Below are 16,845 nucleotides of genomic sequence, written 5' to 3' on the forward strand. Positions count from 1 at the left end.
GCGAAGCGCGGGCCGGGAAACTTAGGCATCGATCTTGTCGTAGGAAATATGCTCGGCGCCTTCGACAATAAATTCGCGGCGCGGAGCCACCTCGTTACCCATCAACACCTCAAAAACGGACTCGGCTTCCCGCAACGCGGCTTCATCCTCGATGCGGATGCGCCGCAGGGTGCGGTGGGCCGGATCCATGGTGGTTTCCGCGAGCTGGTGCGCGTCCATCTCCCCCAGGCCCTTGTAGCGCTGGATGGGTTCCTTATAGGTTTTCCCGGCGCGTTCGAGCTTCTTGAGTTCCCGATGCAATTCCTCTTCGGAATAGGTATAAATATACGAGCCCTTTTTCCCGCCGCGCCCGGCCACCTCGATGCGGTGCAGCGGCGGTACCGCGGCGAAAACCCGCCCGGCTTCCACGAGGGGACGCATATAGCGGAAGAACAGCGTGAGCAGGAGGGTGCGGATATGGGCGCCGTCCACGTCCGCGTCCGTCATCATAATAATTTTCCCGTAGCGCGCCGCGGCGAGGTCAAAAGTGCGCCCAGAACCGGCCCCCACCACCTGAATAATGGAAGAAACCTCCTGGTTACGCAGAATATCCGCGGGCGAGGCGCGCTGCACATTGAGAATCTTGCCGCGAATGGGCAGCAGCGCCTGGAATTCCGAGGAACGCGCCAGTTTCGCGGTGCCCAGCGCCGAATCCCCCTCGACGATAAAAAGCTCGGTGTGTTCAATATCATCGCTGCGGCAATCGGCGAGCTTGGCGGGCAGAGTGGAATTTTCGAGCGCGTTTTTCCGCCGCGAGATTTCCTTATGGACGCGCGCGGCCACCCGCGCCCGCATTTCCGCCACGATTTTTTCGAGGAGCCGCGAGGTTTCGGTTTTTTGGTCGCGTTTCGTGGATGCCAGGATACTGTGGAGCTGTGCTGCGACGACGCGCGCCACGATGGGGCGCACTGCCGCCGTCCCCAGGATCTCCTTCGTTTGCCCCTCGAATTGGGGTTCGGCTAGCCGGACCGTGACAACCGCGGTCATCCCGGCCAAAATATCGTCTTTTTCGATTTTGGCATCTTTGGCGGTGAGCTTGAGGCGCCGCGAATTAGTGTCGATCAGGGCGCGCAGGGTTTTCACCACGCCCTGTTCGAAGCCACTCTGGTGCGCCCCTCCCCCGGGCGTGCGAATAATATTAACGAAGGATTCGGTGATGGTGTCATAGCCAGTTCCCCAGCGCAGGGCCACATCCACTTCGCAGGTGCGTTCAACTTCCTGGGCGCGCAAATGCCCGCTTTCCGGGTCGAGGACCTGCACGTTTTCGGTGAAAGTTTCGCTGCCCGTGAGGTGCATGGTGGCGGTGAGAGCCGGATCGGTAGCCAGGTAGTCCGCAAAATCGACGACGCCGCCCTCGTAGTGGAACACTTCCTCATGGGGACCGTTCTCCCCCGGGGTACCCGCCAGGCCGCGTTCATCGCGGATGGTGATGGTCAGGCCGGGCACCAGGAAGGCGGATTGGCGTACCCGCTCGGTGAGCAGGTCATAGGAGAATTCTGCTTCGGCCAGGAAAATCTGGGGGTCAGCCCAGTAGCGCACGGATGTTCCGGTGTTTTTCTTCGCTACTTTCCCGACTGTGTCAAGTTCGCTTCCGTGGGTGAAAGCTTCGAAAGGTGCCTCCGGGGAGGGCTGGGCACCGTCCTGGAAACGCCCGGGTTCGCCGCGTTTGAATTGCATCTGGTAAACCTTGCCGCCGCGCCGGACTTTCACGTCCATGCGCGCGGAGAGGGCATTGACGACCGAAGCGCCCACGCCGTGGAGGCCGCCGGAAGCGGAATAGGATCCGCCGCCGAATTTCCCGCCGGCGTGCAGGCGGGTGTACACAACTTCCACGCCGGAAAGTCCCACCCCGGGGACAGTATCCACGGGGACGCCGCGGCCGTCGTCGGTTACCTCAACCGATCCGTCGGCGTAGAGGGTGACGGTGATATGGGTGGCGAATCCTTCCAGGGCTTCGTCGATGCCGTTGTCGATGATTTCCCAGAGGCAGTGCATGAGTCCGCGTGAATCCGTGGAGCCGATGTACATGCCGGGGCGTTTGCGCACGGCTTCCAGGCCTTCGAGGACTTGGAGATGACGAGCTGAGTATTCTTCGGAAGTTGACACACCGGTAGTTTACGCGAACGGCTGTTCGCGAGCCGCCGCGGCGCGCGTGAAGGTGTGTGAAAGTGCGTGAATTCCACGGTTCACACCAGTCCCAGCGGGGCACATTAACTCAAAAGCGGCCCGGGTGGGCCGCTGGTGGTGAGATCGAAGAGAAGCTAGGCGATATTTTCGCGTTCGTCTTGAATCTCAAGGGCATCTTCACGCAGCTTATCGAGGTGCTGGGAAGCATGATGGCCGCAGAAGAAAAGTTCTCCATAAGGCAGGCGTACCCGAACGTAAGCCTGGGCTCCGCAGGCATCGCAACGATCCTGCGCGGTCAAGGGAGCTAATTCAGTCAATGTAGTACTCACATACCTATCAAAGCATAAAAGGGCGCGCTTATTCCTGAGGAGAAGATCACCCCGGGCCCGTGCTCTCGGTAAGCTGAACGCATGGGTGTTTCTCAGGCGCACGGTATTTCTTCTGGCTACGCTGCCCTCGATTTGGAAACCACCGGTTTAGATGCGCGCACTGACCGGATTGTGGAGATCGGGGTGGTGCTTCTGGATGAGCAGGGCAACCCGGAGCGCGAATGGGACAGCCTGGTGAACCCGCTGCGGCCCATGGGAGCTACGGAAATTCACGGGGTACACGCTGCGGAAGTGGCACAGGCGCCGTCGTTCTCACAACTGCTCCCCCACGTGGAACGGTTGCTACACGGGCGTATCCTCGTGGCGCATAATGCCCGCTTTGACCTGGGTTTTCTCAACGAGGCTTTCCGCCGGGCCGGAAGCCCGCTACGTATCCCGCTCAGCGCCGCCGTGTGCACGATGGATCTCTCGCGCATTTACGTTCCTGAGGGGCGCCATTCCCTCATGGCCGTGGCGCGTCGGGCCGGCATTGAGATAGAAGAACACCACCGCGCCATCACGGATGCGCGTATGTGCGGGCGGCTCCTGGCGGAATATCTGCGCCGGGAGGCGCGCGGGGAACGCTACGCCACCCGCGCGCACAGCAGAGACGGGCGGGAAATAACAGCAGCGGCGTGGGACGATGCTCGCCGCCACGCCGCTGAGATTATTTGGCCCACCCCGCTATTCGAGGTGGAGTTCCCGGGTGTGCGCCGCGCGCCTCGGGAACCTGCCACGCCTGGTTTTACTCCAGGTAGTCACGCAGCACCTGCGAACGGCTCGGGTGGCGCAGCTTAGACATGGTCTTGGATTCGATCTGGCGAATGCGTTCACGGGTGACCCCGTAAACCTTTCCGATTTCGTCCAGGGTTTTCGGCTGGCCGTCGGTGAGGCCAAAGCGCATGGAAACCACCCCGGCTTCGCGTTCGGATAGGGTATCGAGAACGCGATGGAGCTGCTCTTGGAGCAGGGTGAAGCCCACGGCGTCCGCCGGGACCACCGCTTCGGAATCCTCAATGAGGTCACCGAATTCGGAATCGCCATCTTCACCGAGCGGGGTATGCAGGGAAATGGGTTCACGACCGTACTTTTGAACTTCGACGACCTTTTCTTCGGTCATATCCAGTTCTTTCGCCAGTTCCTCGGTGGTTGGTTCCCGCCCGAGTTCCTGGAGCATTTGGCGCTGGACCCGCGCGAGCTTATTGATGACTTCGACCATATGCACCGGGATGCGGATGGTACGGGCCTGGTCTGCCATCGCTCGGGTAATGGCCTGGCGAATCCACCAGGTGGCGTAGGTGGAGAACTTATAGCCCTTGGCGTAGTCAAACTTTTCGACGGCGCGCACCAGCCCCAAATTCCCTTCCTGAATAAGATCAAGGAAGAGCATGCCGCGGCCCGTGTAGCGCTTAGCCAAGGAAACTACCAGGCGAAGATTCGCTTCGAGCAGGTGGTTCTTGGCGTGCTTGCCATCGCGGGAAATAATCCGCAGTTCACGGATATAGGCGTGGTCTTTCTCCTTATCAAGATTGCCCTGGTCCAGCAGATGCTGGGCGTATAGCCCGGCCTCGATTCGCTTGGCGAGTTCCACTTCTTCCGCTGCGTTGAGCAGAGGCACTTTACCGATCTGCTTGAGGTAGTCCTTAACCGGATCCGCGGTGGCACCGGCAACGTGAACGCGCACCGCCGGTTCATCCGAATCATCGGAATCCTTGACGGTGAAACCACCCCGGGAATTACGCCCGGTTGTTTCCGTTTTGGCGGCACTATCCGTTTCCTTATCGGCTTCGTCCTCTTCTTCCTCGGGCTCCTCTTCGGAGTCCTCAGAATCGTCTTCGTCATCCTCGAGATCGTCGTCGAGATCTTCGGCATCAACATCCTCAGCATCGACGTCGAAATCTTCATCCTCGAGATCCTCATGTTCTTCAGGATCTTCCGGTTCTTCCTGCTTAGCGGTAGCACGCTTCGAGGTAGCCTTCTTCGAGGTGGAAGCCGCCTTGGATTCGGCCGCCTTGGACGTGGTCTTCTTCGCGGCAGTCTTGCGGGTGGCCGACTTCTTAGCGGCCGGCTTCTCCTCCTTGGCTTCCGCTGCGGCCGCGGTCGCATCCTTAGCGGCCGCCGCAGTTTCCGGAGCTTCGGCTTCAGTGGCTGCCTTCTTGGTGGAAGCCTTCTTAGCCGCGGTGGACTTTGAAGCGGTGGACTTCGCGGTGGTGGCCTTCTTGGTGGAAGATGCCGAAGAAGCTGCCTTGGATTCGGCCGCTTTAGATTCAGCCGCCTTCGATTCGCTTGCCTTGGAGGTGGTCTTCTTGGTGGCAGTCTTCTTGGTAGTGGTGGCCTTGGTGGCAGTGGCCTTCTTAGCGGCCGGCTTCTTCGCAGCCGTTGTGCTTTCGGAAGCGGTAGCTGCCGAGGTGGCCGATGCCGTGCGACTGGAGGAGCGAGAAGCCGCCTTCTTCTTCGTACCCGAAGCGGATGCGGAGACCGCGGTGTCCTTTTCCACGGCAGCGGTTTCTTGTGCACTGGCAGACTTTGTGGCCACGTGAGACCTTTCCCTAGTGTTATCAACGAATGCCGAGAACCGGCACGGGGTATCCACCCCAAAGAGCTACTTAGCGGAACGCGCCCGACCCGCTTTTTGTTCCCCAGCCTCCCCAACGTGCCGATCCTCACATAGCATTCTTATCCTCGGCGACTATAGTTCTCCCACTTCCGCGAGCGCGAACTTTCCCTTCGCCGTGAACTTCTGCCGCCGCGAAATTCCGTGCCCGCGCGAACCTCCGCGAGCGCGAACTTCCCCGCCGGCGCACGTGCCTCTTTCACGCACGCAGCTACTTAGGCTGCTTGCCTACCAGGTCCGTAGCGATCCATAGTTTCCGGCTCTTGGCCCACAGCTTTCGGCTCAATATCCACCGAACCACTCGATGTGGCCGCGTCACCAGGCCCGTCGCCATCCGCGTTGGCAGGGCCTTCACCATCCACGTTGCCAGGCCCGTCGCTATCCGCGTCCCCTTCACCGCCACTACCAGCTTTGGCGCGCGAGCACCTGCCACCCCCGTTCGGGCCGAGCAGCCAGGGTGGCAGCGCGTTCCATTCGGCAGCGTCTTTGAGCATGCGCGCCAGGCGTGAGCCGGAATTGATCTCCAGCGCTTCTTGAGCACGCAGCGCGGTCATGGAGTTTTGCCCCACCCACCAGGCTAAATACGCTGAGCAGGCATAGGGAACCTCCACTCCTTCCGGAGCCAGCCGAGCTAATTCATCCAGCAGTGCCATCATCCCCAAAGCCCGCACGATATTGGGGCGCTCCCCCACCCCGGTGGCGAAGCCCACCGCGGGATCAACGGAAGACATCGGTAGCAGCGGATCGTGTTCGAGGGAAACCTGCAAGATTTTATCCCGAATAGGAATATGCGTGAGCCCGGCCAGGGCCCGCCCCGCTTCGCGGGTGGTGATGCGCGGCGGGCCGGCTTTGCGGCGGCGCACCACCCGGGAAAGGAGCATATCCCAATGCTCTTCCAGGGCCGTAACCTCCTCCCCGCGTGCTTCCTCCATCGCCGCCGCGGTATTACGCATCCGGGTGGGGCTGGCTTTGACGATATTGCGGCTCGGTTCTTGATCCAGCGGAGCCGAACCCTTATATACAAGAGCAGCCGCCGCCTCGGTGGATTCCAATTCTTCCCAGCGGCAAAATGTTTCTTCTCCCATATCCATAAATCCTTCGTTATCGGCAATGAAAAAATCACAACTCCACGCATCGCGAGTGCCCGGGTCGCCATCCCAGAGCCGGGAAAGAGCGGCGCAGAGCAGCTCCAGGAGGGCCAGGACCGAAGCAAATTCGCGGGTGTGCGCGAAGCGAACAAAACTTGGGCAGTACACCACCGCCACGCAGCTGAACATGCGGCAGGCAGCTACCGCGTCTGTTATCTGCCGCGCAACATAGGGTGAGATAGGGCCGGCACGCAGATCCACCCGGATAAGCGGCGTTTCACCCCCGGCCACGGCAACTTCCGGCGGCTCGGAAGATTCCAGAGAACCGAGCCATTGCGGTAGTTCCTCCCCATCCGGGCCCAAAGCCCGGTGTATTTCCGGGCTTCCCCCGAAGAGTACGAAGTGGTGGCGCGGGTAATAGCCCAGCAGATGGGGAATAACAGCGAGGGCATCGCGCGGATGATGAAGTGTGATTGTGTCCATAGGGCTAGATAACCAGCTTCGGCAAGCGCGTGCTCGCGAGTGCCGGTACCCTGTGGATGGGGCGCGCACCTCACGAATCTGTGGATAAAAGAAGCGGAGCACGAGCAATGGAGTGGAGCACTCGCGATTTCACCAACGGGGTTGATAGCCGTATTGAGGCGCGTTTGGATTCGCTGCGCCGTTGGAATCAGCCCGAGGTGGAGGATTTCATCGATACGGTTACCGCGCTGGCGTCCGGTGGTAAGCGGACCCGGGCGCGGCTGGTGCGGGCTGGGATGCTCGCTACTCTCCCGGATCCTACCTGCGCGGATATGGTGGCGGCGGTACGTTTGGGCGCGGCCGTGGAGCTTTTCCAGCTCGCGGCCCTTATTCACGACGATATTATTGACGCCTCTGCCACGCGCCGCGGGGTCCCCACGGTGCATGCCGAGCTGGCGAATTATCACCGCGCATCGGGCTGGGATGGTTCCCCAGAACGCTACGGTTTCCGTGCCGGTTTGATTGTGGGTGATGCCGTGCTAGCACTGGCTTCCCAGGAAGCGGTGAGCGCCGGGCGCAGTGCCCCCCTCGAGCCGTTTTTCACCATGTGTGAGGACGTTGGTATCGGCCAGTTCCTCGATATCCGCTGCGAATACACCCGCGCGGCTACCCGGGAAGATATCAGCGCGATTATCACCCATAAAACGGTCTCGTATTCCGCGCTCTTCCCCCTGCTTATCGGAGCGGCGCTCGCCACCCAGCCCGCCCCGGAAACAATCGCAGATTTGCGGGCTTTCGCCACGCCTTTCGGTGAGGCCTTCCAATTGCGCGACGATATCCTCGGGATTTTTGGCGACCCGGCCGTCACCGGCAAACCCGCCGGTGATGACCTCACCGAAGGGAAAAACACCTTCCTCTTCCTCGAAACTTTGGAGCGGGTCAGCGAGGTGGATGCCCGATGGCTGCGGTCTTTGCGTGGGAAGCGCCTGAAGGGCGACGACGTCGTTCGCGCTCAGGCCCTCATGGAGGACTCCGGAGCGCGGGCTCACGTGGAAAAGATGATTCGCCAACGTGAAGATAGTGCGCGGGCTATCTTGCCGCGCCTGAACGAGGCCGCCCGCGAGAGCTTAGGGGAGCTCCTCCAGCGCCTGCGTTCGCGCACCCACTAAAAAGCCAGGCCGGCGATAACGCGCCGGACCGCGTGGGTGTGCCCGCCAATCAGTGCGCCCAATGGGGTGTCACGTAGTTCCGGTTCGAAGCGGCGTAGCCATTCCTGGGCTTCGTCGTCGTTATATCCGGCATCACGCAAGGAGATAATGGTGCCGCGCAGCGAGGGCAGGGGTACGCGCCGCCCATCTTTCACCACGAATTGCCCCGCATCTGCATAGAGCGCGTTATTTTCCCCGCGCCGCACCGCCAGGAAACGGGCGTCGCGCAGCTGGGAGCGTACCGTACGCAGATCGATCTCGAGGTAATCGGCCAGCTCCGGAAGGCTCAACCACGTCACAGTTGTATTCTCTTTTTCCACGCTTCCCATCTTAATGCCGCGCCCGCTCAGGCGCGCAGGTGGGCAAGGGCGCGGCGTCGTCGCCATTACAAAATCGTCACAATCTGGTGACATTTTCACAACAGTGCACTATTGTCACAAGTGGAACAGCGGCCGGGGCGCAATTGAGATGTCCCCCGCACCGGCCAGGAAGTGAGAAACGGTGGGATCGAAGGCGAATCTGGCGCGTTTGCGGGCGCAGGCACCGGCCCCGCGCTACGAGCTTTCGCACGCGGAAATCGCGGCGCGTTTGAATGCGATTATCGCCCCGAGCCGGGCGGAAACGCAGAAGATGGTGCGTGATACGGCGGCGCTTATGGGCGTCAATCCTCGGCTTGCAATGGCGCATGCCTATATTGAATCCGGTTTCAATTCCCGGGCGCTTTCCCCCAGCGGGGCGGCGGGTGTGATGCAGCTGATTCCCGCGGCTTCGCGGTGGGCGGGGCGGATGGTCGGTCGGGATCTGGACTGGCTCATTCCCGCGGATAATATCACCGCGGGCATCGCGATTATCCGCTATTTGCAGCGCCACACCTCCAGTACTCACGAGGCGATTGCCGCCTACTATCAGGGCCTGGCGCGACTGCGGGAGGCGGGGCCGTATCCCTCTACCCAAAAATATGTGCTGCGGGTCTTGCGCGCGGCCAAGAGTTTCTAAACGCGGCGTTGCGAAGCGGCGCGCTACCCTAGGTGTGTGACTATTCCTTCCCTGCCGGCCGGGTGGCTTGAGGGCCGCTACCGTCTCGACGCCCCGGTGGCGCGCGGCGGGATGGCCACGGTGTACCGCGGCTACGATACGAAGCTGGATCGCGTGGTGGCGATCAAAATTATGCACCCCGATTTGGCCGCCCTCGATGATTTCACGCGGCTTTTTCAGCGGGAGGCGCGGGCGGTTGCCGCGCTGAGCAGCCCGCATATCGTCACTATTTATGACCGCGGGGTGTGGAACGACGGCGCAGCTGAGCGCGCGTACCTCGTCATGGAATACGTGCCCGGCCCCACGCTACGCCACGAGCTGGAGCGCCTGGGTTCTTTCCAGCTCGGCACCGCACTCAACATCTGCGACCAGGTACTCCAGGGCCTGGCCGCTGCCCACCGGGCCGGCATTATTCACCGGGATATCAAGCCGGAAAATATTTTATTCGACGACGCCTGCCCGCCTCCCTCCCCCGTCCGCCTTCCACAGCTCGCGGTGACGGTGACCGATTTCGGCTTGGCCCACGCGGTAAGTGCTTCCTCGGGGGCGCTACCGCGTTGGGGAACTCTTGCCTATACCGCTCCGGAAGTTTTGGAGCAGCGAGCGGTGAGCCCGGCCTGTGATATTTATGCCACCGGCCTGGTGCTTTTTGAGTTACTTGCCGGGCGCCTGCCCTGGGCCGGGTATTCAGCCGCGCAGCTCGCGGCGGCCCAGGCCCGGGAAGATCTGCCGCGCCTGGCCGGGGAAAATCCGTGGCTGCCGGCGCAGGTCGATTCTTTTATTGGGGTGCTCACCGCGAAAAATCCGGCGGATCGCCCGGCGAGTGCCGTGGAGGCCCGTGAGTTGCTGCGCCCGCTGCGGGCTAGCGTCGCTGATGATGCCGCGCTGCGGCGTATTCCGGTCACGCCGCGCCGCCCGCAGCCGGTGCACCGTGAAGATGTGTCGGGCGGTAATGGCGGCGCCGAGCTGGAGACCGCGGCTGGAGCAAGAACGGAGCACGCCACCACGCTCAATGCTGGAGCGGATGCGACAGTTCCGGTGCGCGCCCCGGCGCACCGTGCCCCGTCCGTCCTCCGCCCCACCCGGAAACTTACGGCGCGACCGGCAAGCTCGCAGCAAGATACGGCGCGCTCGCAGCGCGGTGCGGGAACATCGGGGCAGCACACCGCTGGGCGGCGGCGCGCCCGCGCGTGGCGGATTGCCGCCTGGGTATGCGCAATTGCGCTGCTTGCTGGAGCAGGCGGTGCCACGTGGGCCCTCACGGCCGGCCCGTGGGCGCGGGTAACGGTGCCTGAACTTGCCACCGGTCTCACCCAGGCACGCAGCCAGATGGAGGCGCTCGGGCTCACTGTGGAAACGGAAGTGCGCAGCGGGAACGGTGCGGCACCGGGCACCGTGCTGGGCAGCGATCCGGAGGCGGGGAGCCGGGTGCGCCCGGGGAGCACGGTTGAGCTTCTCATTGCCGGAGCGGCCCTGGACTGTACCGTTCCCGATGTGGCGGATATGGCGGAAGCGGAGGCACGCGCCGTGCTTGAAAAAGCGGGCTTCCAGGTGCAGGTGCGCTATCGGGAAACCCGGGCTGCCGCGCCGGGCACCGTGCTGCGCCAGGATCCTGGCCCCAGCATCAGCACTGCACCCGGGCAGAAGGTCACCCTTATTATTGCGGCGCGGTAGCCAGGCCACACTCGCCCGGGCACGCTCGCCCCGGCACCCGGCCGCGAACGCACCCAAGCAGGGCCGCGGCAACGCCAGGCCGCGCGCCCAGCCCTCGTTTTACAGGTGCACGTCGCGCAGCATTTCGGCCAGCTGATAGGCCAGCTCGAGGGACTGCTGGTGGTTCAGGCGCGGATCGACCAGCGATTCGTAACGTTCGGTGAGGGTCTCTTCGAAGATTTCTTCGGAGCCGCCCAGCACCTCCGTCACGTCATCCCCGGTCAGTTCCACGTGAATACCGCCCGGGTGGCTACCGAGAGCTTCATGAACCGCAAAGAACCCGCGGATTTCCGCCATAATATCGCTCAGCCGGCGGGTCTTAATTCCATTGGAAGCCTTGATGGTATTTCCGTGCATGGGATCCGAGACCCAGGTAACCGGGCGGCCATCACGCTGCACCGCTTCCACCAGGGGCGGCAGGGCTTCTTCCACCCGCCCGGCTCCCATGCGGGTAATGAAGGTGAGTCGGCCCGGTTCACCTTCCGGATTGAGCTTATCGATAAGGGCGAGAGCGGTATCTGGCGTCGTCGTCGGACCTAATTTCACCCCGATCGGGTTACGTGCGTGGGAGAACATTTCCACGTGGGCGCCATTAACATCACGGGTGCGTTCCCCGATCCACAGGAAGTGGGCGGAGGTGAGGTAGGGCTCGTGAGTGCGCGAGTCGATGCGCATCATAATTTCCTCGAAGGGCAGCACCAGGCCCTCGTGGGAGGAATACAGTTGTGTTTCTGCCAGCTGGGCGCCGTCGACCCCGGCCGCGGTCACGAAACGCATGGCGCGATCAATTTCGCTCGCGGTTTTTTCGTACCGCACGTAGGCCGGGTTGGCAATAAAACCGCGGTTCCAATCGTGCACGGAACGCAGGTCGGCGAAACCGCCGCGCGTGAAAGCCCGCATGAGGTTGAGAGTGGCCACCGAGTACAGGTAGGCCTCCTCCAAACGGTGCGGATCGTGGCGGCGCGCCGCGGCCGTGAATTCGTGCCCGTTGATGGAATCGCCCAGGTAGGAGGGCAGGGTGGTGTCCCCAATAGTTTCGGTGGCTTGGGAGCGCGGCTTGGAGTACTGGCCGGCCATCCGCCCGATTTTCACCACCGGCACCGAAGCCCCGTACGTCAAAATAACCGACATTTGCAGGAGGGTGCGCACCTTGGCACGGATGCGATCCGCGGTGATTTGCTCGAAAGATTCGGCGCAATCCCCACCCATGAGGACAAAAGCTTCGCCGCGTTGCGCGGCCGCGATACTTTCGCGCAGCCGATCGCATTCGCCCGCAAAAACCAGGGGCGGCATTTTCGCCAAGCGCTGCATAACCGCAGCGAGCTCTGCTTCATCCTCGTAATGAGGTTGGTGCAGAGCGGGCTTCTCGCGCCAGGTGTGGGCCAGCGCGGCAATTTTATGAGTATCGTCCTCAAACATAATCGAAATTTTAGCCCGGAACGAGCGCGCGGGCGGAATTGCGTCGATGCAATGAGACGCGCGCGGCACGAAAACTCGCCCCGCACAAAAAACTCGCCCCGCACCAGGTCAACCGGTACGGGGCGAGCAATCAGGTGTACAGCCTAGCTAGCAAGAGCCGCGGCTTACCCACCGCTTAGGCGTGCGGGCGGACCTCCTGGCCGATGGCCTTCATGGTCTCCACGAACCAATCCTGGGTGATATCGAAAGCCTTGTGGCCCTTCACCCGCGGGAAAGCAATATTGGTGAGGACGTTACCGTTTTCCTCATCGTGGCCGATGAGGCCGGGCTTGCCTTCCAGGGCGCACTGCACAGCCAGATCCACCATGCCCTTGATGAGGCGCAGGTCCTCAGCATTGGCGTGCCAGGCGCGTGAGAAGTATCCGGACTTCTGCACCATGACCTTTTCCGCGCCGAGCTTCTGCGCGAATTGCTCCGCGAACCAACGGCCCGGATTGACCTTATCGAGCTGGACGTGCCCGAAGGGATCGCGCGGCACTTCCTGGCCGGCGGCTTCCATTTCGGCCACGATTTCATCCACGCCCGCACCTTCGGAAAGGAAGATATTGACGTTGCCAATCTCATCCATAATCTTCTTCAGGCGCTCGGCTTCGCCGTTGATATCCAGCGCCATTTCGGGCAGGAACACGGCGTGTACATCCCAGCGTTCCTTGGTCAGGCCCAGCGCCGGAGCCCATTCCTGCTCCTGAACCCAATCGTGGTAGTACTTGGAGGCCTGCGCGGTGAGGTACCCGCAATTGCGCCCCATCACTTCGTGCACGATGAGCATGCGCGGGTTGGAGCGATGCTCGCCAATAATATGCTGGGCGTAAAGCGAGGCTTCTTCCGCGGCGGTCCAGGCACCCAGGGACTGGCGCACCGGAATAATGTCATTATCGATGGTCTTGGGCAGGCCCACCACCACGAGGTGATGCCCGTTTTCTTCCAGGTAGGCAGCCAGATCCGCGGCGGTGGTATTCGTATCATCACCGCCGATGGTGTGGAGCACATCCACGCCATCTTCCACGAGGCGCTGGGCAGCGAATTCCAGCGGATTCACGCCTTCTTCCACGAGGCCACGCTTGACCAGATCCGCGGTATTGGTCAGCTTGACGCGGGAGTTACCGATGGGCGAACCGCCGAAACGGTGCAGGATATGGGCCTGTTCGCGCCCTTCCTTATCGATGGTGATGTAATTCCCGGTGAGCAGCCCGTGGTAGCCATGCTGGTAGGCAATAATTTCCACATCGGGCGCAATTTCCGTATAGCGCTCAATGAGGCCACCCACGGCCGAGGACAAACACGGGGCGAAACCTCCGGCGGTCAAGAGCGCAACGCGGCGGACAGTCATCGTTAACCTTCCGTTTCTGATTGGGGGATTATTCCGCTGTTGATTATACCCGCCGCTATAGTGTCTTTCATGGGAGAAGGACCTACGGGCGAGCGCCCCGATAATAGCTTCGATGCGCAGTGGGACAAGATCGCGCGCGAACTAGAAGCCGAAGGCGTGGGCGCGAATATCGATAGCGCCCGCGGTGGCGGGGTGGCGCTACCTCCGGTGGATACTTCCCCGCGTTACACCGATGCCGCGTGGGCGCTGAGTGGTGGGCGCGCGGCCGGCCCGCGCGATTGGTCCCCAGCCCCGGAAGATTCAGATTTTTCTGACGACGACGCCACTTTTGACCCGGCCTCTCGCGAAGAATACTACGTTCCCCAAGCCCCCGCCCACCGCTACGCCAGTCTCGCCTGGGTGGCCACCGGGGTGCTGGTCCTCATCAGCGCGCTCATGTTTATCGGGCTGCTGCCCGCGCCGCGCCTAACAGCCTGGATCCTGGCCGGTGGGGCGCTGGTGGGCGTGGTGGTCGCCATTATTTTGACGGCACCCGCCCGCGAAGATACCGATCCGTACGACGACGGCGCCCGCCTGTAGCACGCTACTTCCGCGCGAATTTATGTCGTAGCTCCGCGCTAGGGTAAAAAGCATGACAGCACGGCATATTCCGCGGCCCGGCACCCGGATCGATACTGAACCTATTGAGGTGTATCGATCCGGCCGCCCGTTGCTGCCCCGCCAACTGGAATTCGCGGATCTCGGTACTCCCCTGGAGGAAGTGACCTTCGTGGTGGTCGACGTGGAAACCACCGGAGGGAGGCCCGGGGCGCATTCACTTACCGAAATAGGGGCGGTGAAAGTGTGCGGCGGGGAAGTGGTGCAGGAGTTCTCTTCTCTCATTAATCCCGGGGTGCCCATCCCGGCCCAGATCACCGTGCTCACCGGAATCACCACCGCGATGGCGATGGGCGCTCCCCCGCTCAGCGAGGTTCTCCCTGCTTTTCTCAATTTTCTAGAGCCTAATGCCCCAGCGCTTGACGGTGGCGCACCTGTTCCCGGCGGTGGGACTCCCGTTCCAAGCAGTAGAGTGCCGGCCCGAAACCGGGCAGCGGAGCCACCGGTGCTCGTGGCTCATAACGCCCGCTTTGATATGTCCCATTTGCGCGGGGCGTGCGAAGCGATAGATGTGGCGTGGCCGCGGCTGCGTGTCCTCGATACCCTCGGGCTGGCGCGGCGTATTTTCACCCGCGATGAAGTCCCCAACCATAAATTGAGCACCCTGGCTGGCTACTGCCGCGCCGCGGTGCAGCCAAGCCATCGTGCCCTCGATGATGCGCGGGCCACCGTAGATGTGCTCCACGCAATGATCGGGCGGCTCGGTCCGCTGGGAGTCACCCATATTGAGGACCTGCTCACCGCATCCAATCCGGTTCCGGCCCGCCGGCGCCGCCGCGCCGTGCTCGCCGACCACGTGCCACACGGCCCGGGTAGCTACCGTTTTATCGGCCCGAATGATGAGGTACTCTACGTGGGCAGCTCCGGGAATATGTACCGAAGGGTGCGCCAATATTTCACCGCCGCGGAAAAACGCCGCCGCATGGCAGAAATGGTAGAGCTGGCCACCCGGGTAGAAACCACGCCCACCGCCACTCTGCTGGAGGCACGGGTGGTGGAGCTGCGCGATATTACCCGCTTCGACCCGCCCTATAATCGCCGCTCGCGCCGCCCGCAAACTCGCACCTGGATCAGCTTGGACACCACGCCCGTGGCGCGCCTGAAAATTACACGCAGCTGTTCAGCAATGGAGGTCGCGAACTCCCTCGGGCCTTTCGGTTCCCGCACCGCTGCCCGGCGTGCCGCTGAACTCATCGGGGATGAAGCCGGGCTCAACCCCGCCGGCCTCAACGTGCCCCGCCAGGCGGATCTGAGCGATTGCCCGTGCCATTTTGCTTCCCACGCGCCCTGCTATCTTCCCCCGCGCGGCACCGTGAACACCGCCCCGGTGGCGATCTCCCGCGCCCGGCGGCTGCTGGCCGGCTCCCTTGCCGAAGTATGGGATCACCAGATGGCCCGCATTGCTCGCCTGGCCGGTGCGGAGCGTTTCGAAGAAGCCGGAGTGGAACGCGACCGGCTTTCGGCACTCCTCACCGCCGCACACCGGCGGGAATTGCTGATTCCGCTGTGGCAAGCAAGCTGCGTCGTCGCCGCATCTAAACGAGAGGACCACTGGGAAATCATCCTCGCAAGTTACGGCAGGCTGCTTGCTACCGCGACGGTCAGCGAAGCCCGCGATGTTCCCGAACATGCCGCAACGCTCCGCCACGCAACTCCCCTGCTCGCGGCTCCCGCCCGCGCCGCCGAGCACGCCCACCCGGAGGAAACCCAACTCCTGGCCGCATGGCTAGCTGATCCACGTTCGCGAGTACTCGCCATTGAGGGCGAGGTTCCCCTCGCGGTCCCCCTCGCCTCCGCCCACCGCTTCGCCGCTTCCTTCCCGGGCGCCGAAGAATCGCCCGGCTTGGCTGAGCGCTAAACCTCCCCCATTCTCGCCACCTATGTGCCGGACACCACATATACTGATGGTGTTCGCATTCAATTACTGTTCGGAGATTCCGAACATATCTCAACAGGGCGGCACCGCGATACCGCCCAGAATTGGAGTATGAGAATGGCAACCTACACCCTCCCCGATCTTCCCTACGATTACGCGGCACTCGAACCGCATATTTCCGGAAAGATCATGGAGCTCCACCACGATAAACACCACAAGACCTATGTAGACGGCGCCAATAAAGCCCTGGAGAACCTTAGCGAGGCTCGCGAGAAGGGTGATTTCGCGGCGGTGAACCAGTACACGAAGGATTTTTCTTTCAATCTGGGCGGTCATATTAACCACTCGATTTTCTGGACCCTGCTCTCCCCCAACGGCGGAGGGCAGCCGGAAGGCGAACTTGCCGAAGCCATCAAGGATTCCTTCGGTGATTTCGCTACCTTCCAGAAGCAGTTCACGGCTGTGGCCACCGGCATTCAAGGCTCGGGCTGGGCGGTGCTCGGCTACGATTCCGTGGCCGGCAAACTGGTGATCTACCAGATGTATGACCAGGCCAATAATGTGCCCGCCGGGGTGCTGCCCGTTTTCCAGCTCGATATGTGGGAGCACGCCTTCTATCTTGACTACCTCAACGTCAAGGCCGATTACGTCAAGGCGATCTGGAATATCGTCAATTGGGAAGAAGCCGGGCGGCGTTTGGCCACCGCCCAGGAGCAGGCCGCCGGCCTCCTCATTCGCAAATAAGTCGGGCGCGAATCGATTTAGCGCTATTCAGTGATAGCACGAAGGGCGAGGCTCCTCGCAGAGGCACCTCGCCCTTCACGTTATCCTGGCCAATTTTGGCCCTAT

At 62.1% G+C, this 16,845-nt stretch carries 14 protein-coding genes; 7 read left to right on the top strand and 7 right to left on the bottom strand.

All coding sequences use genetic code 11. The annotated features are described in order from the left end of the window. Positions 1-21: 21 nt before the first annotated feature. Together ACRQDJ_RS00270 and ACRQDJ_RS00275 are read right to left on the bottom strand one after the other, a co-directional pair. Complete coding sequence (locus ACRQDJ_RS00270; RefSeq protein ID WP_026428828.1) at positions 22-2,145, bottom strand: DNA gyrase/topoisomerase IV subunit B; 2,124 nt, start codon at positions 2,143-2,145, stop codon at positions 22-24. 155 nt (positions 2,146-2,300) lie between these two features. After that, positions 2,301-2,495, bottom strand: coding sequence for a DUF7455 domain-containing protein (locus ACRQDJ_RS00275; protein WP_026428827.1), 195 nt, complete (start codon positions 2,493-2,495; stop codon positions 2,301-2,303). Between the two features lie 81 nt (positions 2,496-2,576). On the opposite strand from ACRQDJ_RS00275, the gene ACRQDJ_RS00280 reads away from it, so the two are divergent. Next, a complete protein-coding gene (locus ACRQDJ_RS00280) occupies positions 2,577-3,332 on the top strand; it encodes a 3'-5' exonuclease (protein ID WP_284889550.1) in 756 nt (251 codons plus the stop codon). Here the strand turns inward: ACRQDJ_RS00280 and ACRQDJ_RS00285 are convergent. After that, entirely contained in the window at positions 3,280-5,070 is a 1,791-nt protein-coding gene (locus ACRQDJ_RS00285) for an RNA polymerase sigma factor (RefSeq protein WP_435711546.1), read from the bottom strand. The genes ACRQDJ_RS00280 and ACRQDJ_RS00285 overlap by 53 nt on opposite strands. A gap of 293 nt (positions 5,071-5,363) precedes the next feature. After that, complete coding sequence (locus ACRQDJ_RS00290) at positions 5,364-6,719, bottom strand: hypothetical protein (RefSeq protein ID WP_284889551.1); 1,356 nt, start codon at positions 6,717-6,719, stop codon at positions 5,364-5,366. A 107-nt stretch (positions 6,720-6,826) separates the two neighbouring features. On the opposite strand from ACRQDJ_RS00290, the gene ACRQDJ_RS00295 reads away from it, so the two are divergent. Then, positions 6,827-7,867, top strand: a complete 1,041-nt coding sequence (locus ACRQDJ_RS00295; protein WP_284889552.1) for a polyprenyl synthetase family protein — start codon at positions 6,827-6,829, stop codon at positions 7,865-7,867. On the opposite strand, the gene ACRQDJ_RS00300 is transcribed toward ACRQDJ_RS00295, so the two are convergent. Then, positions 7,864-8,205, bottom strand: coding sequence for an Rv2175c family DNA-binding protein (locus ACRQDJ_RS00300; RefSeq protein ID WP_284889554.1), 342 nt, complete (start codon positions 8,203-8,205; stop codon positions 7,864-7,866). The genes ACRQDJ_RS00295 and ACRQDJ_RS00300 overlap by 4 nt on opposite strands. 202 nt (positions 8,206-8,407) lie before the next feature. On the opposite strand from ACRQDJ_RS00300, the gene ACRQDJ_RS00305 reads away from it, so the two are divergent. Both ACRQDJ_RS00305 and ACRQDJ_RS00310 read left to right on the top strand, forming a co-directional pair. Next, positions 8,408-8,902 carry a lytic transglycosylase domain-containing protein gene (locus tag ACRQDJ_RS00305; RefSeq protein ID WP_284889556.1) on the top strand — a complete coding sequence of 165 codons (495 nt, stop codon included), beginning with the start codon at positions 8,408-8,410 and terminating at the stop codon, positions 8,900-8,902. 36 nt (positions 8,903-8,938) lie between these two features. Next, entirely contained in the window at positions 8,939-10,615 is a 1,677-nt protein-coding gene (locus ACRQDJ_RS00310) for a protein kinase domain-containing protein (RefSeq protein ID WP_284889557.1), read from the top strand. Between the two features lie 99 nt (positions 10,616-10,714). On the opposite strand, the gene ACRQDJ_RS00315 is transcribed toward ACRQDJ_RS00310, so the two are convergent. Both ACRQDJ_RS00315 and ACRQDJ_RS00320 read right to left on the bottom strand, forming a co-directional pair. Next, complete coding sequence (locus ACRQDJ_RS00315; RefSeq protein WP_026428820.1) at positions 10,715-12,073, bottom strand: class II 3-deoxy-7-phosphoheptulonate synthase; 1,359 nt, start codon at positions 12,071-12,073, stop codon at positions 10,715-10,717. A 175-nt stretch (positions 12,074-12,248) separates the two neighbouring features. Beyond that, positions 12,249-13,463: a pyrophosphate--fructose-6-phosphate 1-phosphotransferase gene (locus ACRQDJ_RS00320; RefSeq protein WP_284889558.1), complete on the bottom strand. Its 1,215-nt coding sequence runs from the start codon at positions 13,461-13,463 to the stop codon at positions 12,249-12,251. A gap of 69 nt (positions 13,464-13,532) precedes the next feature. On the opposite strand from ACRQDJ_RS00320, the gene ACRQDJ_RS00325 reads away from it, so the two are divergent. The 3 genes from ACRQDJ_RS00325 to ACRQDJ_RS00335 all read left to right on the top strand — a co-directional run bounded on the left by ACRQDJ_RS00325 (position 13,533) and on the right by ACRQDJ_RS00335 (position 16,740). Beyond that, a complete protein-coding gene (locus ACRQDJ_RS00325) occupies positions 13,533-14,042 on the top strand; it encodes an SdpI family protein (protein WP_284889559.1) in 510 nt (169 codons plus the stop codon). A gap of 52 nt (positions 14,043-14,094) precedes the next feature. Next, positions 14,095-15,978, top strand: a complete 1,884-nt coding sequence (locus ACRQDJ_RS00330) for a DEDD exonuclease domain-containing protein (protein WP_284889560.1) — start codon at positions 14,095-14,097, stop codon at positions 15,976-15,978. A 135-nt stretch (positions 15,979-16,113) separates the two neighbouring features. Continuing rightward, positions 16,114-16,740 carry a superoxide dismutase gene (locus tag ACRQDJ_RS00335; RefSeq protein ID WP_284889747.1) on the top strand — a complete coding sequence of 209 codons (627 nt, stop codon included), beginning with the start codon at positions 16,114-16,116 and terminating at the stop codon, positions 16,738-16,740. Positions 16,741-16,845 lie beyond the last annotated feature (105 nt).

It is taken from the genome of Actinotignum urematis, assembly GCF_051264595.1.
GTDB classification, from domain to species: domain Bacteria; phylum Actinomycetota; class Actinomycetes; order Actinomycetales; family Actinomycetaceae; genus Actinotignum; species Actinotignum timonense_A.